Origin of the sequence: Pseudomonas sp. FP1740, from assembly GCF_030687165.1 — a bacterium.
In the GTDB taxonomy this organism is placed as follows: Bacteria; Pseudomonadota; Gammaproteobacteria; order Pseudomonadales; family Pseudomonadaceae; genus Aquipseudomonas.
This window is the reverse complement of the sequence record NZ_CP117461.1, coordinates 2,910,640-2,931,356: the sequence shown is the minus strand read 5'-3', so window position 1 is coordinate 2,931,356 and position 20,717 is coordinate 2,910,640. Positions and strand designations below refer to the sequence as shown.

General features: G+C 61.5%; 18 protein-coding genes. 11 read left to right on the top strand and 7 right to left on the bottom strand.

Features of this window, described 5'->3' with window-relative positions:
• Nucleotides 1-358: 358 nt before the first annotated feature.
• The 3 genes from hydA to preA all read left to right on the top strand — a co-directional run bounded on the left by hydA (nucleotide 359) and on the right by preA (nucleotide 4,595).
• Nucleotides 359-1,798 (top strand): dihydropyrimidinase, encoded by a 1,440-nt coding sequence (hydA, locus tag PSH69_RS13380; protein WP_105345489.1) that lies wholly within the window; start codon nucleotides 359-361, stop codon nucleotides 1,796-1,798.
• 154 nt (nucleotides 1,799-1,952) lie between these two features.
• Nucleotides 1,953-3,320 (top strand): NAD(P)-dependent oxidoreductase, encoded by a 1,368-nt coding sequence (locus PSH69_RS13375; protein WP_305412439.1) that lies wholly within the window; start codon nucleotides 1,953-1,955, stop codon nucleotides 3,318-3,320.
• Nucleotides 3,321-4,595, top strand: a complete 1,275-nt coding sequence (preA, locus tag PSH69_RS13370; RefSeq protein ID WP_019579384.1) for an NAD-dependent dihydropyrimidine dehydrogenase subunit PreA — start codon at nucleotides 3,321-3,323, stop codon at nucleotides 4,593-4,595. It abuts the gene before it with no gap.
• A 39-nt stretch (nucleotides 4,596-4,634) separates the two neighbouring features.
• On the opposite strand, the gene PSH69_RS13365 is transcribed toward preA, so the two are convergent.
• Nucleotides 4,635-5,255, bottom strand: a complete 621-nt coding sequence (locus PSH69_RS13365) for a TetR/AcrR family transcriptional regulator (protein ID WP_007937670.1) — start codon at nucleotides 5,253-5,255, stop codon at nucleotides 4,635-4,637.
• 139 nt (nucleotides 5,256-5,394) lie between these two features.
• Between PSH69_RS13365 and copC the strand changes: the two genes are divergently transcribed.
• Nucleotides 5,395-5,760: a copper homeostasis periplasmic binding protein CopC gene (gene copC / locus PSH69_RS13360; protein ID WP_305412437.1), complete on the top strand. Its 366-nt coding sequence runs from the start codon at nucleotides 5,395-5,397 to the stop codon at nucleotides 5,758-5,760.
• A 3-nt stretch (nucleotides 5,761-5,763) separates the two neighbouring features.
• Nucleotides 5,764-6,624 carry a copper homeostasis membrane protein CopD gene (copD, locus tag PSH69_RS13355; protein ID WP_305412436.1) on the top strand — a complete coding sequence of 287 codons (861 nt, stop codon included), beginning with the start codon at nucleotides 5,764-5,766 and terminating at the stop codon, nucleotides 6,622-6,624.
• A 29-nt stretch (nucleotides 6,625-6,653) separates the two neighbouring features.
• Here copD and PSH69_RS13350 read toward each other — a convergent pair whose 3' ends face one another.
• Complete coding sequence (locus tag PSH69_RS13350) at nucleotides 6,654-7,799, bottom strand: HlyD family secretion protein (RefSeq protein WP_138867751.1); 1,146 nt, start codon at nucleotides 7,797-7,799, stop codon at nucleotides 6,654-6,656.
• Nucleotides 7,796-9,460, bottom strand: a complete 1,665-nt coding sequence (locus tag PSH69_RS13345; protein ID WP_305412435.1) for an MFS transporter — start codon at nucleotides 9,458-9,460, stop codon at nucleotides 7,796-7,798. Before PSH69_RS13345 ends, PSH69_RS13350 begins: the two co-directional genes overlap by 4 nt.
• 188 nt (nucleotides 9,461-9,648) lie before the next feature.
• Here PSH69_RS13345 and PSH69_RS13340 point away from each other — a divergent pair, with 188 nt between their 5' ends.
• The 6 genes from PSH69_RS13340 to PSH69_RS13315 all read left to right on the top strand — a co-directional run bounded on the left by PSH69_RS13340 (nucleotide 9,649) and on the right by PSH69_RS13315 (nucleotide 15,548).
• Nucleotides 9,649-10,599, top strand: a complete 951-nt coding sequence (locus PSH69_RS13340) for a polysaccharide deacetylase family protein (protein WP_305412433.1) — start codon at nucleotides 9,649-9,651, stop codon at nucleotides 10,597-10,599.
• A gap of 264 nt (nucleotides 10,600-10,863) precedes the next feature.
• Nucleotides 10,864-11,688, top strand: a complete 825-nt coding sequence (locus tag PSH69_RS13335) for an NAD(P)-dependent oxidoreductase (protein ID WP_305412431.1) — start codon at nucleotides 10,864-10,866, stop codon at nucleotides 11,686-11,688.
• A 36-nt stretch (nucleotides 11,689-11,724) separates the two neighbouring features.
• Nucleotides 11,725-12,618 (top strand): SMP-30/gluconolactonase/LRE family protein, encoded by an 894-nt coding sequence (locus PSH69_RS13330; RefSeq protein ID WP_305412429.1) that lies wholly within the window; start codon nucleotides 11,725-11,727, stop codon nucleotides 12,616-12,618.
• 60 nt (nucleotides 12,619-12,678) lie between these two features.
• Nucleotides 12,679-13,662 (top strand): TRAP transporter substrate-binding protein, encoded by a 984-nt coding sequence (locus PSH69_RS13325; RefSeq protein WP_305412426.1) that lies wholly within the window; start codon nucleotides 12,679-12,681, stop codon nucleotides 13,660-13,662.
• Nucleotides 13,663-13,739: 77 nt separating this feature from the next.
• Nucleotides 13,740-14,267: a TRAP transporter small permease gene (locus PSH69_RS13320; protein ID WP_105345512.1), complete on the top strand. Its 528-nt coding sequence runs from the start codon at nucleotides 13,740-13,742 to the stop codon at nucleotides 14,265-14,267.
• On the top strand, nucleotides 14,268-15,548 hold the full coding sequence (locus PSH69_RS13315) for a TRAP transporter large permease (protein WP_018929696.1): 1,281 nt from the start codon (nucleotides 14,268-14,270) through the stop codon (nucleotides 15,546-15,548).
• A 15-nt stretch (nucleotides 15,549-15,563) separates the two neighbouring features.
• On the opposite strand, the gene PSH69_RS13310 is transcribed toward PSH69_RS13315, so the two are convergent.
• The 4 genes from PSH69_RS13310 to pqqC all read right to left on the bottom strand — a co-directional run bounded on the left by PSH69_RS13310 (nucleotide 15,564) and on the right by pqqC (nucleotide 20,673).
• Nucleotides 15,564-17,291 (bottom strand): NahK/ErcS family hybrid sensor histidine kinase/response regulator, encoded by a 1,728-nt coding sequence (locus tag PSH69_RS13310; protein WP_305412421.1) that lies wholly within the window; start codon nucleotides 17,289-17,291, stop codon nucleotides 15,564-15,566.
• Entirely contained in the window at nucleotides 17,275-18,438 is a 1,164-nt protein-coding gene (ercA, locus tag PSH69_RS13305) for an alcohol dehydrogenase-like regulatory protein ErcA (protein WP_253424277.1), read from the bottom strand. The genes PSH69_RS13310 and ercA overlap by 17 nt, the downstream gene beginning before the upstream one ends.
• 352 nt (nucleotides 18,439-18,790) lie before the next feature.
• Nucleotides 18,791-19,924 (bottom strand): pyrroloquinoline quinone biosynthesis protein PqqE, encoded by a 1,134-nt coding sequence (gene pqqE / locus PSH69_RS13300; protein ID WP_305412416.1) that lies wholly within the window; start codon nucleotides 19,922-19,924, stop codon nucleotides 18,791-18,793.
• Nucleotides 19,921-20,673 (bottom strand): pyrroloquinoline-quinone synthase PqqC, encoded by a 753-nt coding sequence (gene pqqC / locus PSH69_RS13295; protein ID WP_018929700.1) that lies wholly within the window; start codon nucleotides 20,671-20,673, stop codon nucleotides 19,921-19,923. The genes pqqE and pqqC overlap by 4 nt, the downstream gene beginning before the upstream one ends.
• Nucleotides 20,674-20,717: the final 44 nt, after the last annotated feature.

Below are 20,717 nucleotides of genomic sequence, written 5' to 3'. Positions count from 1 at the left end.
TTTGTCCGAACAGTCAGGACTCAATCTGGTGCGTCGATCTTTTTTTAAATGGTTGCGCATCAACCATAGACCATCCTCAAGCGGCTGATTTCACATAGAAAATCTCGTCTATTTTTAGAACCTGTCAAGTGCGTCAAAATGGTGAGAGGCCTCACCATTTTGGTGATTTTCAATTTAAATCTTTATTTATCAATCAGTTAAAACAGTCATAAGCTTATAAAAAATATTCTTGCTCATTCCATAAACTCAGACTAGTTTCTATTCCTGACAGCGCTGACAGGAATACACCTGTTTGCGTCGGCTTCATATAAAACATTTAGAACCGGCATCAGTCGGTCATGCCTGCGAGGAACTCGGAATGTCTCTGTTGATCCGTGGCGCCACCGTTATTACCCATGATGAAAGTTATCGCGCCGACGTCTATTGCGCCGATGGCGTGATCAAAGCCATCGGTGAAAACCTCGATGTTCCCGCCGATGCGCAAGTGCTCGACGGCAGCGGCCAATACCTGATGCCCGGCGGCATCGACCCGCACACTCATATGCAGCTGCCCTTCATGGGCACGGTGGCCAGCGAAGACTTCTTCAGCGGCACCGCGGCGGGGCTTGCCGGCGGCACCACCTCGATCATCGACTTCGTGATTCCCAACCCCCAGCAATCGTTGATGGAGGCGTTTCATCAATGGCGCGGCTGGGCCGAGAAGTCGGCGTCGGATTACGGCTTTCACGTCGCCATCACCTGGTGGAGCGAGCAGGTTCGCGAGGAAATGGCCGAGCTGGTCAGCCAGCATGGGGTCAACAGCTTCAAGCATTTCATGGCTTACAAGAACGCGATCATGGCCGCCGACGACACCCTGGTGGCGAGTTTCGAGCGCTGCCTGGAATTAGGCGCGGTGCCGACCGTGCACGCGGAAAACGGCGAGCTGGTCTATCACCTGCAACGCAAGTTGATGGCCCAGGGCATCACCGGGCCGGAAGCGCATCCGCTGTCGCGGCCTTCGCAGGTGGAAGGTGAAGCCGCGAGCCGGGCGATCCGCATCGCCGAAACGTTGGGCACGCCGCTGTACCTGGTCCACGTCTCGACCAAGGAAGCCCTCGACGAAATCACCTATGCCCGCGCCAAGGGCCAACCGGTTTACGGCGAAGTGCTGGCCGGGCATCTGCTGCTGGACGACAGCGTTTACCAACACCCGGACTGGCAAACCGCCGCCGGTTACGTAATGAGCCCGCCCTTCCGTCCTCGCGGCCATCAAGAAGCCCTTTGGCATGGCCTGCAAGCGGGCAACCTGCACACCACCGCCACCGACCACTGCTGCTTCTGCGCCGAGCAAAAAGCCGCCGGCCGTGACGACTTCAGCAAGATCCCCAACGGCACCGCCGGGATCGAAGACCGCATGGCGGTGCTCTGGGATGAAGGGGTGAACACCGGGCGCTTGTCGATGCAGCACTTCGTTGCCCTCACCTCCACCAACACCGCGAAGATCTTCAACCTCTATCCGCGCAAGGGCGCGATCCGTGTGGGGGCCGATGCCGATCTGGTGCTCTGGGACCCGGAAGGCACCCGGACGATATCGGCCAAGACCCATCACCAGCAGGTCGACTTCAACATCTTCGAAGGCAAGACCGTGCGCGGCGTACCGAGCCACACCGTCAGCCAGGGCCGAGTGGTGTGGGCCGATGGTGATTTGCGCGCCGAGCGTGGCGCCGGGCGGTATATCGAACGGCCGGCGTATCCGGCGGTGTTTGATTTGCTGAGCAAGCGGGCTGAGCAACACAAGCCAGTTGCTGTGAAACGCTGAAATCGAGGCCTTCGGCCTTCGCGAGCAAGCCCGCTCCCACAGGGGAACGCATTCCAGATGTGGGAGCGGGCTTGCTCGCGAAGACGGCAGTCCTGACAACACAAAAACCAATGCCCGCCAGAGGCAGTACCTCAATAACCGTGAGGCCGACACCGTGATCAAGACCCTGAACCACCTCCCGCATCCCCATGAGGACGCGGCCACCCTCGCTGGCCACTTCACCGACCTGGCACCGCCACTCAACGACCGTCAGGCGCACCTGGAAGCCTCGCGCTGCCTGTATTGCTACGACGCCCCGTGCGTGAACGCATGCCCGAGCGACATCGATATTCCGTCGTTCATCCGCAATATCCATCAGGAAAACCTGCAGGGCGCGGCGCAGAAAATCCTCTCGGCCAACATCCTCGGTGGCAGTTGCGCCCGGGTCTGTCCGACGGAGATCCTCTGCGAGCAAGCCTGCGTGCGCAACAATGCCCAGGAATGCGCACCGGTGCTGATCGGCCTGTTGCAACGCTATGCCGTGGACAACGCACACTTCAGCGAACACCCGTTCCAGCGCGCCGCCGCCACCGGCAAGCGTATCGCCGTGGTGGGTGCAGGCCCGGCCGGTTTGTCCTGCGCGCACCGCAGCGCCATGCACGGCCATGACGTGGTGATTTTCGAGGCACGGGAAAAGGCTGGCGGCCTCAATGAATACGGGATCGCCAAGTACAAGCTGGTGGACGATTACGCGCAGAAGGAGCTTGAGTTCCTGATGGGGATTGGCGGGATCGAGATTCGCCACGGGCACAAGCTCGGCGACAACCTGACCCTCAGTGAACTGCATCAGCAATTCGACGCGGTATTCCTCGGCCTGGGTCTCAACGCCAGCAAACAATTGGGCCTGCCCAACGAAGAGGCCCCCGGCCTGCTCCCCGCCACCGACTACATCCGCGAACTGCGCCAGGCCGATGACCTGACGCAGCTGCCGCTTGCCGATCGCTGCATCGTCCTTGGCGCCGGCAACACCGCCATCGACATGGCCGTGCAAATGGCCCGCCTCGGTGCCCGGGACGTCAATCTGGTGTACCGCCGTGGCGTCGCCGACATGGGCGCCACTGCTCACGAACAGGACATCGCCAAGGCCAATCAGGTGCGGCTGTTGACCTGGGCGCAACCCGAAGAGGTATTGCTAGACAACCAAGGCAACGTGCGCGGCATGCGCTTCGCCCGCACCCGCCTGGTGGAAGGTCGCCTGCAAACCACCGGCGAAACTTTCGAACTGGCCGCCGACGCGATCTTCAAAGCCATCGGCCAGGCGTTCGACGCCAGCGCCCTCGCCGATCCGCTGGCCCGTGAGCTCAAGCGTCAGGGCGATCGCATCCTCGTCGATGAACAGCTGCGCACCAGCATTCCCGGCGTGTATGCCGGTGGCGACTGCACCAGCCTCGATCAGGACCTCACCGTGCAAGCCGTGCAGCACGGCAAGCTGGCCGCCGAGGCGATCAACGCTCAACTCATGCTCAACGTGGAGGCTGCGTAAATGGCCGATCTCTCGATAGTCTTCGCCGGCATCAAGGCCCCTAACCCGTTCTGGCTCGCTTCCGCGCCGCCGACCGACAAAGCCTACAACGTGGTCCGCGCGTTCGAGGCCGGCTGGGGAGGCGTGGTCTGGAAAACCCTGGGGGAAGACCCGGCGGCGGTCAACGTGTCGTCACGCTACTCGGCGCACTTCGGGGCTAACCGTGAAGTGATGGGCTTCAACAACATCGAGCTGATCACCGACCGCTCGCTGGAGATCAACCTGCGGGAAATCACCCAGGTCAAAAAGGACTGGCCGGACCGCGCGCTGATCGTGTCGCTGATGGTGCCCTGCGTCGAAGAGTCGTGGAAAAACATCCTGCCGCTGGTGGAAGCCACCGGAGCCGATGGCATCGAACTGAATTTCGGCTGCCCTCACGGCATGCCGGAACGGGGCATGGGCGCGGCGGTCGGCCAGGTGCCGGAATACGTCGAGCAGGTCACCCGCTGGTGCAAGACCTATTGCTCATTGCCGGTGATCGTCAAACTCACGCCGAACATCACCGACATCCGCGTCGCCGCCCGCGCCGCGCACCGTGGCGGAGCCGATGCGGTGTCGTTGATCAACACCATCAACTCGATCACCAGCGTCAACCTGGAACGCATGGTCGCCAACCCCGCCGTCGGCAGCCAAAGCACCCACGGCGGTTATTGCGGCTCGGCGGTGAAGCCGATTGCATTGAACATGGTCGCCGAAATCGCCCGCGACCCGCAGACCCAGGGCTTGCCCATCAGCGGTATAGGCGGCATTGGCAGCTGGCGCGATGCGGCGGAATTCATTGCCTTGGGCAGCGGCTCGGTGCAGGTGTGCACGGCGGCGATGTTGCATGGCTTCCGGATTGTCGAGGAGATGAAGGACGGTTTGTCACGCTGGATGGACAGTCAGGGCTACGCCAGCGTGTCGGACTTTTCCGGGCGTGCGGTGGGCAATACCACGGACTGGAAGTACCTGGACATCAACTATCAGGTGATTGCGAAAATCGATCAGGAGGCGTGCATCGGTTGCGGTCGCTGCCACATCGCTTGCGAAGACACCTCGCACCAGGCGATTGCCAGCCTCAAACAGGCCGATGGCACGCATAAATATCAAGTGATCGATGAGGAGTGCGTGGGCTGCAACCTGTGCCAGATCACCTGCCCGGTGCAGGATTGCATCGAGATGGTGCCGGTGGATACGGGCAAGCCGTTTCTGGATTGGAACCATGATCCCCGCAATCCGTATCACGTTGTGGTTTGATCGCCGATCATTCCCACGCTCTGCGTGGGAACGATCGGGTTACGGCTCCAACCCGATCCCGCGCAAGATCACACTGGTCACCGTCTGCACCGCCCGTTCGAACTGCATGTCCGACAACGGCTGATGATCATTCAGGATGTTCACCTGATGATCGAAGTCGGCGTAGTGCTGGGTCGAGGCCCAGATCATGTACAACAGGCTGGAAGGCTCCACCGGCAGGATGCGTTTGTCTTCCACCCACTGGCGAATTTTCGCTTCCTTCATCTTGGCCCAGTCGTACAGGCTCGCGTCGAGCTTCTCACCGAGGGTCGGTGCGCCGTGGATGATTTCGTTGGCCCAGACTTTCGAACCGTACGGCCGGCTGCGGGAATGGTTCATCTTGGCGCGGATATAGCTGCTGAGCACCACCCGCGGGTCGTCGAACATCTCGAAGCACAGGGCGTCCTGCTTCCAGACCTCCAGCAAACCCAGGAGCACCGCGCTGTACAGCTCGCTCTTGGTGCTGAAGTAGTAATGCAGATTGGAGCGCGGCAGTTGCACTTCGGCGGCGATGTCGGCCATGGCGGTGCTGCCGAAGCCTTTTTCGGCGAAGACCTTTTCGGCCGCCAACAGGATTTTTTCGACGTTACTGCGACGAATCTCTATCTTGTGATTGCCCATGAGGGCTCCCTGACAACAGCGTTGCTCAAGACTAGCATCCGCTCTACGTCGCGGCGACAGGGGAAAACGAAACTTCGTACAGAGGCCCAGCGGCAGGTAAACTGCCCGCCACTTTGAACCTGCCGCTGAGGTCTTCACGATGCTGCTCAAGAACGCCCTGACCACCACCGCCCTGCTCGGCTCGCTGTTCGCCGCCTCATCGGTGTTTGCCCACGCCCATCTGAAAAGCCAGACCCCGGCGGCCGACAGCACAGTGAGCGCGCCTACGGAACTGCGCCTGGTGTTTTCCGAAGGGGTTGAAGCATCGTTCAGCAAAGTGACGATCAGCAAGGACGGTGCCGCCGTGCCGGTGAAAAACCTGGCCACTGAAAGCAGCGACAAGAAAACCCTGATCGTCACCCCGGCAGCGCCGTTGGCCGCTGGCGATTACAAGGTCGAATGGCACGCCGTGTCGGTCGACACCCATAAAAGTGAAGGCGCCTACCGCTTCAAGGTGGGTCAGTAATTCATGACCGAGGCGCTGGTGCTGTGCCGCTTCCTGCATTTCACCATGGTGCTGATGCTGTTCGGGGCCTGGGTGTTCAGGCCTTTGCTATTGGGTCGTGCAACGAAGGGGCTGGATCCGGCCCTGGCGCGAGCGACCCGCTGGCTCAGCGTGGTGGCGTTGCTCAGCGGCGTCGGCTGGTTGCTGCTGATCACCGCCAGCATGGCCAGTTCCCCGCAGGCGGCATTCGACCCGGCGACGCTAGGCCTGGTGCTGAGCAATACCTTTTTCGGTCAGGTATGGCGCTGGCATCTGCTGCTCAATCTGTTGCTCATGGCAGTGCTGTTGACGCCCTGGCGTTCCAGCGTGGCCCTGCGTGTCGGTCTTTCCAGCCTGCTGCTGGCAACCCTGGCCCCGGTCGGTCATGGCGCCATGCTCGATGGCCTGCAAGGCCAACTGTTAATCCTCAACCAGATTGTTCACCTGACGTGCGTCGGCGCCTGGCTCGGCGGGCTGATGTTGCTGGTGATGATCCTGCGCCAACCGGACGATCATCCCTTGAGCGCAATACTGCAACGCTTCAGCGGGATCGGTTACACGTTGGTGGCGGGGTTGGTGATGACCGGCCTGATCAACGTGCGCGTACTGACCGGCGTGTTCTGGCCGACGCCATTGCTGTCCGGGTTTGCGCTGATTCTGTTGATCAAGGTTGTGCTGGTGATCGCGATGCTGGGGTTGGCGCTGTTCAATCGGTTGCGGATCGAGGATTGCCAACAGCGCCCGGGCCTGCTGCGTGCCAGCGTTGTGCTGGAATGGTTACTGGGGATCGGCGCGGTGGCGGCGGTGTCACTGCTGGGCACCCTGCCCCCGATGACCATTGCCTGAAACACACCTCCCACAGGTTTTTGCGGTGGTCATGGATTATTGGGATCACCCGCGGCAGCAGTATCAATACTCACCACCACCGACATCCCCGGCCGCAGCCGTTCGCTCTGTTCCTGATCGGCATCGACGCTGATCCGCACCGGCACTCGCTGGGCAATCTTGACGAAGTTGCCAGTGGCATTGTCAGCCTGCAGCAGACTGAACTCGGAGCCTGTGGCCGGTGAAATCCGTTGCACCCGCCCGTGGAATTTCTGGTGGTTCAGCGCATCGACGGTGAAGCTCACCGGCTGACCGACCCGCACGTTGTCCATCTGGGTTTCCTTCATGTTGGCGATCACCCACAACTGGTTCGGCACCAACGCCATCAACTGCGCCCCGGAGTTGACGTAGGCGCCAAGGCGCACGCCGATCTGCCCGAGTTGACCGTCGCGCGGCGCCACCACGCGGGTGTTCGACAGGTCGATGCGCGCCAGTTGCACCGCCGCTTCAGCACTGGCTACCGCCGCTTCCAGCGAGCCGCGATTGACGATCACCGTTTGCAGATCCTGGCGGGCGATGTCCAGATTGGCCTGGGCTTGCGCCACGGCGGCAACGGTCTGGGCGTTGGCGGCCAGGGTCACGTCCAGCTCGCGTTTCGACACCGAGCCATCACCGACCAGCTCTTTGTTGCGGCGCAAGTCCGCTTCACTTTTGCGCAACTGTGCCTGGGCGTCGGCGACGGCGGCCTGACGCAATTTGATGGTCGCTTCGGCGCTGTTGCGTTGCTGCACCACGTTGGCCAGCGCGGCTTTCTGCACCGCCAGTTGTGCCAGGGATTGATCGAGACGTTGCTTGTAGATGCGGTCGTCGAGGCGCACCAGCAAATCGCCGGCCTTCACGAACTGAAAATCCTGCACTGGCACTTCGTACACGTAACCGCTGAGTTGCGGGCCGATGATCGTCACCTGCCCGCGCACCAGGGCGTTTTCCGTGGTCTCGACCGCGCTGCTGAACGGTGGCAGTTGCCAGGCGTACAACACGATCAGTACACCGACGAGAGCAATCGCCGCAAAGCCCAGGGACGAGATGATCCGCACCCCCAGCGAGCGCGGTTCGGAGCCCGGCGAGGATGGCGGCGTCACGCCTTCGGGGGTGGCGGCAATAGTGTTAGTGGTCGTGGTGGTCGGTTCGGTCATGAAGAAGTGGCACCGCTGGATTGTTTGGTTGGAGTGGCAGGCGCCGGGGCAACGGCTTGGGTAGTGCTCATCAGCCACAGGGCACGAATGGAAATCCAGATCATGGTCAGCACCGCGATCACGGCAATCAGCATGAACACATCGTTATAGGCCAGGACATTAGCCTCGCGAGTGGCGGCAGCGGCCAGGCTACGGATGCCCTGCAGGTTGCGCAGGCTCGGGTCGGCAATTATCGAGCCGACCGCGTTGCCGCCGCTCTGGACCCGCGCCGCCACACGCGGGTCGAGCAACGTCAGCTGCTCGACGATGTGACTGGAATGAAACTTCTCGCGCGCGATCTGGAACGTCCCCAGCAGTGCCGCGCCGATCAAGCCGCCGAGGTTCTGGCAGATACCGAACAGCACCGAGAAACTCACCAGGTTGCGCGGGCTGGACAGCACGTTACGCATGCCGAAGACCATGGTCGGCCCGAGGAAGAACGTCCCGCCGAAGGCCAGCAGAAACTGACTGAAATACAGGCTTTCCGGGCGGGTCAGGTTGTTCGAATAACTGTCCATCACCGAACCGACTGCCATCAGCGCCAGGGAAATGTTCAGCGGCATGATCAGGTGCTTGGGGTCGATGGTCAGGGCGCTGGTGACCAGGCCGGCGATACTGCCGATCAACATCACCACATACAGGCTGTGCAGCTGTTGACTGCTCATGTTCAGCGTCTGCATGAACCCCACCGCGCCGGTGGACTGTTCCGACGTCACCATGCGAATCAGGATCACCGCCAGGGCCAGGCGAATCATCGCCCCGCTACCGAGCCAGCGGGTCATCAGCATCGGGTTGCTGCGATTGTGCTCGATGGCCAGGCCCGTGAGGATCAACACGATCGAAACCGCCGACGCCACGCCGATCCACTGCGCTTCCAGCCACCAGTCGATCCGCCCCAAAGACAACACCGCGCAGAGCAAGGCCACGCCGGTGGCGAGGATGGCGAAGGTCAGGAAGTCGAGTTTTTCGAAGGTCTTGAAGCGGTCACCCGGCGGCAGTTTCAGCAGAAACACGCAGCCCAGGGACAACAGCGCCATGCCCAGTTCGAACAGGTACAGCCCGCGCCATTCGGCGATCTGCAGCAGGTCTTCGGAGAACAACCGCGCGAGGGGCAACGCCAGTTGCGAGGTGCCGAGGCCCAATACCAGCGCCTTCATCCGCCATTTCGCCGGGAAGGCCTGGATCATGTAATACAGGCCCAACGAACTCAACGCCGCGCCGACCATGCCGTGGGCCGCCCGCACGGCGATCGCCGAACTCAGGTCGTTGACGAACAGATGGCCGAAGGTCACCAGCGCATAAAGCATCAGGAACACTTCGGTGAACGCCCGCAGGCCGAACTGCTGACGAAACTTCACCAGCAGCAGGTTCATCGACACGTTGGTCATGACGTAAGCCGCCGGCAGCCAGGCCATCTCGGCCGTGGTCGCGCCCAGCGCGCCTTGCAGATACGGCAGGTTGGCGACCACCAGCGAGTTGCCGAGACCACCGGTCAATGCCACCAACACCCCCACCAGCGCATAGGCCAGCCGCTTGGGGTTGGAGTGCAACGGCGTCGAGGGCGATCCGGGCAGGCTGGGCCGTTCGTGGGGCTGCCAGTCGCGCGGGGTGTAGTGATCCATTCGATGGCCTGGGTTCAAGGAGTGTTGTCAGTTTGCCGGAAAATCACGGGGGAAACACACCCACGCTGGACTGTGTGTTCGGCGGGATTCGTAAATTCTGTTTAAAAGTCTTCTCGCCCGTAGCGGATTTTTCCGGGGCAATCCGAATGACACCCTCACGGCACTGTTCAACTCAAAAGGTGCCCCCTATGACCACTGCCCGTTGGCAACGCTCCCCCCGCCTGCTGAAAAATCTGCTGGCCGCCGCCCTCCTGCTGCCGTCCCTCGCGTTCGCCCAGGAACGCCCGTGGCCGGATGGCTCGCAACTGGTGATTTCGTTCTCCATGCAATTCGAAACCGGGGGCCAGCCCGACGGTGCCGAAAGTCCGTTCTCCGGCACTCCGCTGCCCAAGGGTTATCCGGACTTGCCGGCACAGACCTGGTTCGACTACGGCTACAAGGAAGGCCTGTGGCGGATGCTCGACCTGTGGGACCGCAACGGCATCAAGGTCACGTCCCATGTGGTGGGCGAAGCGGCGTTGAAACACCCCGAACTGGTGCGGGCGATCGCCGACCGTGGCCATGAAGTCGCCGCCCATGGCATGCGCTGGGCCGACTCTTACAACATGAGCTACGAGCAAGAGAAGGCCTTCATCGGCGACGGCGTCGAGGCGGTGCAGAAACTCACCGGCCAGCGCTCGGTGGGCTACAACGCCAATTGGCTGCGGCGCAGCCCCAATACCCTGAAAGTGCTGCAGGACCTGAACTTCACCTATCACATCGACGACGTCAGCCGTGATGAGCCGTTTGTGACCCTGGTCCGTGGCAAGAAATTCGCCGTGGTGCCTTACACCCTGCGCAACAACGACATCGTGCTGATCGAAGGCCGGCACTTCTCGGCGCAGCAGTTCTACCGGCAATTGGTGCTGGAATTCGACCGCCTGTACGCCGAAGGCGCCAGCCAGCGGCGGATGATGTCGGTGAGTCTGCATGACCGCATCGGTGGCACCCCGGCGATGGTCGAGGCGGTGGAGCGCTTTATCCGTTACGCCAAGTCCCATCCGAAGGTCAGCTTCATGCGCAAGGATCAGATCGCCCATATCGTGCTGACCGAAAAGAACCCGCTGATCGATAACACCGAGGCAGCGTATAACCACTGACTCAGGTGAACGCAGCCCTTGCCGGGGCTGCATCCTTCGGCAAGTCATCGTATAACCCACCCTTGGCCGGGCGGTTATCCGGCTCATTGATAGGTCACCATCACGGCGATCTATTTCAGCACTCGGTCGCCTGCAATGTGGAATGACCCTCCGTCAATTTCCACGAACCTGTCGTTGACAAGCACCGGAAAGCCTACCAATACTTCGCCAAGTCATACGACAACCTACAACAAACCAATAACAACTTCATGTACAGGGACTTTCATGACGACCACACCCCCAGTCCGTGCGCCTTTCAATCGCCTGCTCCTGACCGGCGCCGCCGGTGGCCTCGGTAAAGTCCTGCGCGAACGCCTGCGGCCATACGCCAACGTGATCCGCCTGTCGGACATCGCCGCCATGACGCCGGCCATCGATGACCGCGAGGAAGTCGTGCCTTGCGACCTCGCCGACAAGCAAGCGGTGCATCAGCTGGTCGAAGGCGTGGACGCGATCCTGCACTTCGGCGGCGTGTCGGTGGAGCGTCCGTTCGAAGAGATCCTCGGTGCCAATATCTGCGGGGTGTTCCATATCTACGAAGCGGCCCGCCGTCACGGCGTGAAGCGGGTGATCTTCGCCAGTTCCAACCACGTCATTGGCTTCTACAAGCAGGACGAAACCCTCGACGCCCACTCCCCTCGCCGCCCGGACGGCTACTACGGCTTGTCCAAGTCCTACGGCGAAGACATGGCCAGTTTCTACTTCGATCGCCATGGCATCGAGACTGTCAGCATCCGCATCGGCTCCTCGTTCCCGGAACCGCAAAACCGTCGAATGATGAGCACCTGGCTGAGCTTCGGCGACCTGACCCAGCTGCTCGAACGCGCGCTGTACACCCCGGATGTCGGCCACACCGTGGTGTATGGCATGTCCGACAACCAGCACGTCTGGTGGGACAACCGTTTCGCCGCGCACCTGGGTTATGCGCCGCAAGACACGTCCGAAGTGTTCCGCGAAACAGTCGAAGCCCAGCCGATGCCCACCGAGGATGATCCGGCCAGGGTCTATCAGGGCGGTGCCTTTGTCGCGGCCGGGCCGTTCGGCGACTGAGCCCTCCCCCATCACAACCCAAGGGAATGAGTTGCCATGCAAGCCGAATTGATTGTCGATGCCCGCAATGCGGTCGGTGAAAGTCCGGTGTGGGTCCCCGAGGAAAACGCCCTGTACTGGGTCGATATTCCGGCCGGAAGGTTGCAGCGCTGGAGTGCCGACAGCGGGCACGTTCACGTCTGGAAAGCCCCGCAAATGCTCGCCTGCATCGCCCGTCACAGCGCCGGTGGCTGGATCGCCGGCATGGAAAGCGGATTGTTTCACCTGCATCCGCACAACGATGGCAGCCTCGACAGCGAACTGCTGGCCCACGTCGATCACACCCGCCCCGACATGCGCCTGAACGATGGCCGCTGTGATCGTCAGGGGCGGTTCTGGGCCGGCAGCATGGTGCTGAACATGGGCGCCAACGCCGCTGACGGCCGGCTCTATCGCTACAGCGCCGGGCAACCCGGACCACTCGCCGCCCGACTCGGCGATTTTATCGTGCCCAATGGCCTGGGCTTCAGCCCGGACGGCAAGACGATGTACCTCTCGGACTCGCACCCGAACGTGCAGCAGATCTGGGCCTTCGATTACGACATCCACAGCGGTACGCCGTCCAACCGTCGACTGTTCGTCGACATGCATCACTTCCTTGGCCGCCCCGATGGCGCCGCCGTGGATGCCGAAGGTTGCTACTGGATCTGCGCCAACGACGCCGGGCTGATTCACCGTTTCACCCCCGATGGCCGACTGGAACGTTCCCTCCCCGTGCCGGTGAAGAAACCGACCATGTGCGCCTTCGGTGGCAGCCGGCTCGACACGCTGTTCGTGACCTCGATCCGCCCCGCTGACGACCATGACGAACAGTCCCTGGCCGGCGGCGTATTCGCCCTCAACCCCGGCGTTCAAGGTTTACCCGAACCCCAGTTCAACGACTCGCTTTAACCGCTCCCGCCGCACCGCTGTGCCTTGAATAAAAAAATAACAAGACTGGAGAACCACCCCATGGACTTCAAACGCACCTTGCTCGCCGCCGCACTTCCCATCACCGCAGCACTCACCTTCACCCTCAGCAGTGCCGCCCAGGCGCTGGAAATCAAATTCGCCGACATTCACCCCGCCGGTTACCCGACCGTGGTCGCCGAAGAACAGCTGGGCAAAACCCTGGTGGCCGACAGCGACGGCAAGCTGACGTTCAAGATGTTCGCCGGCGGTGTGCTCGGCTCGGAAAAAGAGGTGATCGAACAGGCTCAGGTCGGCGCCATCCAGATGGCCCGGGTCAGCCTTGGCATCGTCGGGCCAGTGGTGCCGGACGTGAACGTGTTCAACATGCCGTTCGTGTTCCGCGACCAGGCGCACATGCGCAAAGTCATCGACGGTGAGGTCGGTGACGAGATCCTCGACAAGATCACTCACTCCGAATTCAACCTGGTCGCCCTGGCCTGGATGGACGGCGGCACGCGCAATATCTACACCAAGAAACCGGTGCGCAGCCTCGCCGACCTCAAGGGCATGAAGATCCGCGTGCAAGGCAACCCGATGTTCATCGACACCATCAACGCCATGGGTGGCAACGGCATCGCGATGGACACCGGCGAGATCTTCAGCGCCTTGCAGACCGGGGTGATCGACGGCGCGGAAAACAACCCGCCGACCCTGCTTGAACACAACCACTACCAGAACGCCAAGTTCTACAGCCTGACCGGGCACCTGATCCTGCCCGAGCCAATCGTGATGTCGAAAATCACCTGGGAAAAACTCACCCCCGATCAGCAAGCCCTTGTGAAGAAAGCCGCCAAAGCCGCACAGGCCCAGGAACGCACGCTGTGGGACGCCAAATCCGCCAGTAGCGAAGAGAAACTCAAGGCAGCCGGCGTCGAGTTCATCACGGTCGACAAGAAACCTTTCTATGAAGCCACAGCCTCGGTCCGGGAAAAATACGGCGCGCCTTACGCCGACCTGATCAAGCGCATCGAAGCCGTTCAGTAACCCTCCCTGACATTCATGAAAGGCCCGGTACCGTTGACGAGTGGATCGTCAGCGGCGCCCGGTTACGGTGAAACCCGATGAAGAATCTGCTGCTGCGCATCAACGACAGGATTTACATGACCTGCATCTGGGTCGCCGGCCTGTCAGTCCTGGCCATTGCCCTGATCATTCCCTGGGGCGTCTTCGCCCGTTATGTCCTGGGCACCGGTTCGAGTTGGCCGGAGCCCACCGCGATTCTGCTGATGATGCTGTTCACCTTCATTGGCGCCGCCGCCAGTTATCGCGCCGGTGCGCACATGGCCGTGGCCATGCTCACCGACCGCATGGCCCCCGGACTGCGCAAGACCATGAGCATCGTTTCGCAGCTGCTGATGGCGACCATTTGCCTGTTCATGGCCATCTGGGGCACCAAACTCTGTCTGTCCACCTGGAACCAGTTCATGAGCTCTCTACCGACCCTGCGTGTGGGCATCACCTACATGCCGATCCCCGTGGGCGGTGTGCTGACGTTGATTTTCGTGCTGGAAAAACTCTTGCTCGGTGACCAGAGCAACCGTCGGGTCGTGCGTTTCGATCTGATCGAAGAAAGCGAAGGGGCGGCATGAATGGACGCATTGATCCTGTTGGGCAGTTTTATCGCGTTGATCCTGATCGGCATGCCGGTCGCCTACGCCCTGGGGCTTTCAGCCCTGATCGGTGCGTGGTGGATCGACATCCCGTTCCAGGCGCTGATGATTCAGGTCGCCGGTGGCGTGAACAAATTCTCGTTGCTGGCGATTCCGTTCTTCGTGCTCGCCGGGGCGATCATGGCCGAGGGCGGCATGTCCCGACGATTGGTGGCTTTTGCCGGCGTGCTGGTGGGGTTCGTGCGTGGCGGGTTGTCGCTGGTGAACATCATGGCCTCGACCTTCTTCGGGGCGATTTCCGGCTCTTCGGTGGCGGACACGGCATCAGTCGGTTCGGTGCTGATTCCGGAAATGGAGCGTCGCGGCTACCCGCGGGATTTCTCCACCGCAGTGACGGTCAGCGGTTCGGTGCAAGCCCTGCTGACGCCGCCCAGCCATAACTCGGTGCTGTACTCGCTGGCTGCCGGCGGCACGGTGTCGATTGCCTCGCTGTTCATGGCCGGCGTGGTGCCGGGCCTGTTGATGAGCGCGTGTCTGATGGTGCTGTGCCTGCTCTTCGCCAGAAAGCGCAACTACCCCAAGGGCGAAGTCATCCCCATGCGCCAGGCGCTGAAAATCTGCGGTGAAGCGATGTGGGGCTTGATGGCGATGGTGATCATCCTCGGCGGTATTCTCTCGGGCATATTCACCGCCACTGAATCAGCGGCGATCGCGGTGCTCTGGTCGTTTTTCGTCACCATGTTCATCTACCGCGACTACAAATGGCGCGAACTGCCCAAGTTGATGCACCGCACGGTGCGCACCATCTCGATCGTAATGATCCTGATCGGCTTCGCTGCCAGCTTCGGCTACATCATGACGCTGATGCAGATCCCGGCGAAGATCACCACGATGTTCCTGACCCTGTCGGACAACCGTTACGTGATCCTGATGTGCATCAACGTGATGCTGCTGTTGCTCGGCACGGTGATGGATATGGCGCCGCTGATTTTGATCCTCACGCCGATTCTGATGCCGGTGATTCTCGGCATCGGCGTAGACCCGGTGCAATTCGGCATGATCATGCTGGTGAACCTGGGGATCGGCTTGATCACACCGCCGGTGGGCGCGGTGCTGTTCGTCGGCTCGGCAGTGGGCAAGGTCAGCATCGAAAGCACCGTGAAAGCGCTGCTGCCGTTCTACGGCGTGCTGTTCCTGGTGCTGATGGCCGTGACCTACATCCCGGCCATTTCGTTGTGGTTACCGCATTTGGTGTTGTGACCCTTTGAAAGATCGCTACGCCAACAGCTGAGTCAGCACCGCGCGCAACTTGCCGGGCTTCACCGGTTTGTTCAGCAATGGCGCGTCGAGTCGCTGCAACGAGCGTCGACACTGATCGGTGCGGTCGGCGGTGATGATCACCGCTGGTATCGTCCGGCTGAAATGCTCGCGCAGATGTCGGACCACTTCACAGCCCACCACCCCGTGATCGAGGTGGTAATCCGCCAGAATCAGTTCCGGCGCCTGCCCCTGCAAAGCCACCAGCGCGGTGGCCTCGTCGGTGGCGGTGACCACCTCGCAGCCCCACTGCCCGAGCAGCGCACTCATGCTTTCAAGAATGCTGACTTCGTTGTCCAGTACCAGCAGGCGCCGGCCCGGCAACGGGTTGCCGGTACTCGGCTGCGGTGCGGCCTGACTGATCGGCAGTGGAATCTCATGGGAAATCGGCACCTCGATGCTGAACATCGAACCGCGCCCCGGCAGTGAATGCACCTGAATCCGGTAATCAAGGATCTTGGCGATGCGTTCGACAATCGCCAGTCCCAGGCCCACGCCCTTGCGGTCGGCGGCACGGCCAACGTCCAGTTGGTTGAATTCGAGGAAGATCGAATCGAGACGATCCGCCGGGATCCCGCGCCCGGTGTCCCAGACTTCGATTCGCAGCGCGTTGCCTCGGCGCCGGGCACCCAGCAGGATGCTGCCGTCGTCGGTGTAGCGGCAGGCATTGCTGAGGAAGTTGCGCAGAATCCGCGTCATCAGGCGCAAGTCAGTATGAATGGCGTAATCGCCCATGTGCACCCGCAGGTTCAACCCGGTCGCCGCGGCCACCGACTGAAACTCCGAGACCAGAGGCGCGAACAATTCATCGAGGCGGTACAGGGCGATGTCCGGCTTCACCGCGGCCTGGTCGAGGCGGGAAATATCCAGCAGATCGGTGAGCAAGTCCTCGGCCCCTTCCAGTGCCTGATGCGTGCGTTCCACCAACACCTGCTCGACGTCGGGCAGCTTGCGCTCGCGCAAGGTCGAGATCAGCAAACGTGCGGCGTTGAGCGGTTGCAGCAGGTCGTGACTGGCGGCGGCGAGGTATTTGTCCTTGCTGCGATTGGCCGCTTCGGCGGCATCACGGGCGTCGCGCAAGGCTTCGGCGATCTGTTTACGCTCGGTGATCTGTTGTTGCAGATTGCGGTTGGCGTCCAGCAACTCATTGGTGCGCGCGGTGACCCGTTGCTCCAGTTGATCATTGAGCTGTTGCAAGCGCTCCTGGGCCTGTTTTCGTTCGGTGATGTCGGCGACAAAACCCTCCACCAGGCCTTGTTGGTCCGGCTTGAGCAACAGGTTCATCAACACGTCGAGGACAGTACCGTCCTTGCGCCGCAGCTGGGTTTCATAGCCCAGCAGGCTGCGTTCGCGCTGGAGGATTTCGCCGATGCTTTCCAGCTCTTGCGCGCCGCCGACGAACAGCGTGCCCGCCAGGTCCGTCAGGGAAAACAGCACCTCCTGCGGGTCCTGATAGCCAAGCATCCGCGCCAGCGCCGGGTTGGCGGCGCGCATGCCTTCCTGCAGGCTGGCCTGGAAGATCCCGTGCACCGCGTTTTCGAACAGCCATTTGTAGCGGTTGCGTTCGGTTTCCAGTTCATCCAGGCGCGCAGCCAGTTCCGGGTAATGACTCTTGCGCGCCGAGTGATTGCCCAGGCCGAGTAACCCGGTCAGCGCCCGTTGCTGTTCGTCAGAGGGCTTCGCCATAGACGACCTCGACGTCGCGCTGGCTGGACTCGCGCGGGTTGGTAAGGATGCAGGGGTCATCCATGGCATGTTGCGACAGGAACGGAATATCCGACGTACTCACCCCGTGCAGGCCCAGGGTTTCGTGGAAGCCGATGGCGTGTTTGAGGGCAATCAAGTGGTCGACCAGACGCCCGCAGATCTGCCGGTGGTTCAGGCCGCGACAATCGATGCCGAAGGTCTCGGCAATCACCTTGAAGCGCTCCGGCGCCGAGCTGTAGTTGAACGCCACCACGTGTTCCACCAGCACCGCGTTGCACAAGCCGTGAGGCAGATCGAGGAATCCACCGAGGCTGTGGGACATGGCATGCACCGCACCGAGGATCGCGTTGGAGAACGCCAGCCCGGCCTGCATGCTGCCGAGCATGATTTTTTCCCGCAGGGCAATATCGCCGGGGTTGGCGATCATTTGCACCAGATTGCCGTTGATCAGCCGCATCGCCTCCAGCGCATGGGGATCGGTGAGCGGCCCGTGGCCGGTGGAGACGAAGGCCTCGATGGCGTGGACCAACGCATCGATGCCGGTACAGGCCGACAGGAACGGGTCCATGCTCAGGGTGGTTTCCGGATCGATCAGCGACACATCCGGCACCGCAGCCTTGCTGACGATGGAGAATTTCATGCGTTCTTGCTGATTGGAGATGATCACGAACTGCGACACATCGGCCGACGTGCCGGCGGTGGTCGGGATCAGGATCAGCGGCGGGCTGGGCATGCGCAGGGTGTCCACACCCTCGAATTCAAGGATGTTGCGCCCGTGGGCGACGACGATGCCGATGCCCTTGCCGCAATCCATCGGGCTGCCGCCACCGATTGCAACGATCACATCGCAATGGTTTTCCCGGTACAACTCGGCACCGAGCATGACTTCTTCGATCCGCGGGTTGGGCGAAACGTCGCTGTACACGAAGTAATCGATGCCCTGGGCCTGCAGACTGGCTTCGACATCGGCAACCCAACCGGCGGCAATCACCCCAGGGTCGCTGACCACCAGCACCTTGCGGGCGCCGAAAGTCTTGGCGTAGTTGCCGACGTTATGCCGACAGCCGGCACCGAAGATGATTTCAGGTGAAACGAATTTACGCAGTTGACTGAGATTCTGGCTCATTGGAAAGCCTGTTTTTATTGTTTTGAAAGGTAAAGCCAACACTAAAGCATCCGGCTGCGAATGCAATCAGACCAATGGGTAGCAACTGCCTGGGGTGCACGAAGATCCCTGTGGGAGCCAATTTCAGCCGCGACGCATTCGTTGTAGCAGCTGCCGAGCTCGCGAGGCTGCGTTCGGCTGCGCAGCAGTCGCGAGTCCGGTTGCCGTGGTATACCTGACGCACCGAAATGGCTGGATTTTACGACTGCTTCGCAGCCGAACGCAGACTCGCAAGCTCGACAGCTGCTACCACCGAACGCAGGCTTCGCCAGCTGCTACAGATCGCATGACGGCTTAAGTGGTGCTGTTCGATTTATCCGCGATAGATCAGCCGCGAAGCCTTTTCATTGCGCAAGGTCAGGTGTTCCATGCCCTGCCCCGGCGCTTCGGCTTCGTCCCGTGCCTTGAGGATGACGCTGTGGTGCGGCGACTTGCTGCACACCGGGTCGGCGTTGCTCGCGTCCCCCGTGAGCATGAATGCCTGGCAGCGGCAGCCGCCCAGGTCCTTATGTTTTTCATCGCAGGAACGGCACGGCTCTTTCATCCAGTCATCGCCGCGAAAACGATTGAAGCCGAAGGAGTCGTTCCAGATGTGTTCGACGCTGTGCTCGCGCACATTGGGGAACTGCACCGGCAGCTGACGCGCGCTATGACAAGGCAACGCCGTGCCGTCCGGGGTGATGTCAAGAAACAGGTTGGCCCAGCCATTCATACAGGTCTTGGGGCGCTCTTCGTAGTAGTCCGGGGTGACGAAAATCAGCTTGCACGGGTGGCCCTCGGCCTCAAGCCGCTGGCGATACTCGTTGGTGATGCGCTCGGCACGCTGTAATTGTTCGCGGGTTGGCAACAGGCCAACGCGGTTGAGTTCGGCCCATCCGTAGAACTGGCAGGTCGCCAACTCGACGAAATCCGCCTCCAGCTCCAGGCACAGCTCGATGATCTGCGCGATCTGGTCGATGTTGTGCCGATGGGTGACGAAGTTCAGCACCATCGGGTAGCCCTGGGCTTTTACCGCTCGGGCCATGGCCAGTTTCTGGGCGAAGGCCTTGCGCGAGCCGGCGAGCATGTTGTTGACCGCTTCGTCGGCGGCCTGAAAGCTGATCTGGATGTGGTCCAGCCCGGCGACCTTGAAGTCGCGGACCTTCTGCTCGGTCAGGCCGATACCCGAGGTGATCAGGTTGGTGTAGTAACCCATGTCCCGCGCGGCCTTGATCAGCTCGGCCAGGTCCTGGCGCACCAACGGCTCGCCACCGGAAAACCCCAGTTGCGCGGCGCCCATCTCCCTGGCTTCGCGAAACACCCGGATCCACTCTTCCGTGCTCAACTCCTCACCCTGTTGGGCGAAATCCAAGGGATTGGAGCAATACGGGCATTGCAACGGGCAACGATAGGTCAACTCCGCCAACAACCACAGCGGTGGGCCGGGTTGCTGCTCGATCGCGTTCACAGGGCGATCCCCCGGTGCCAGACCCGCTCGGCGGTGACGGTGTGATACGGCGGGCGGTCCAGCTCATAGGCCATGCTCATCGCGTCGAGCATGCTCCACAGCACATCAAGCTTGAACTGCAGAATCTCCAGCATGCGCTGCTGGCCCTCGACCGTGACGTAATGCGCCAGGGTGATGCGCAAACCATGCTCGACATCACGCCGGGCCTGGCTCAGGCGCGTACGGAAATAGTCGTAACCGGCCGGGTCGATCCATGGGTAATGGCTGGGCCAGGCGTCGAGCCGGGACTGATGGATCTGCGGCGCGAACAGTTCGGTCAGCGAACTGCTGGCCGCTTCCTGCCAGCAAGCACGGCGGGCGAAATTGACGTAGGCGTCCACGGCAAATCGCACACCCGGCAGCACCAACTCTTGCGAGAGAATTTGTTCGCGATCCAGCCCCACGGCTTCGCCCAGACGCAACCAGGCTTCAATGCCACCTTCGCTGCCGGGGACACCGTCATGGTCGAGAATCCGTTGCAGCCATTCCCGCCGCACGTCGCGGTCCGGACAGTTGGCAAGGATTGCCGCGTCCTTCAGGGGAATGTTCACCTGATAGTAGAAACGATTGGCGACCCAGCCCTGGATCTGCTCGCGGGTGGCGCGCCCGGCGTACATCGCTTGGTGGAATGGGTGGTGGATGTGGTAGTAGGCGCCTTTGGCGCGCAGGGCCGCTTCGAATTCGGTGGGGGTCATCGGGGTGTCAGTCATTGCGGTTCTCCGGGGAATAACCGTTGGGTTCTGCGATGAGGCAG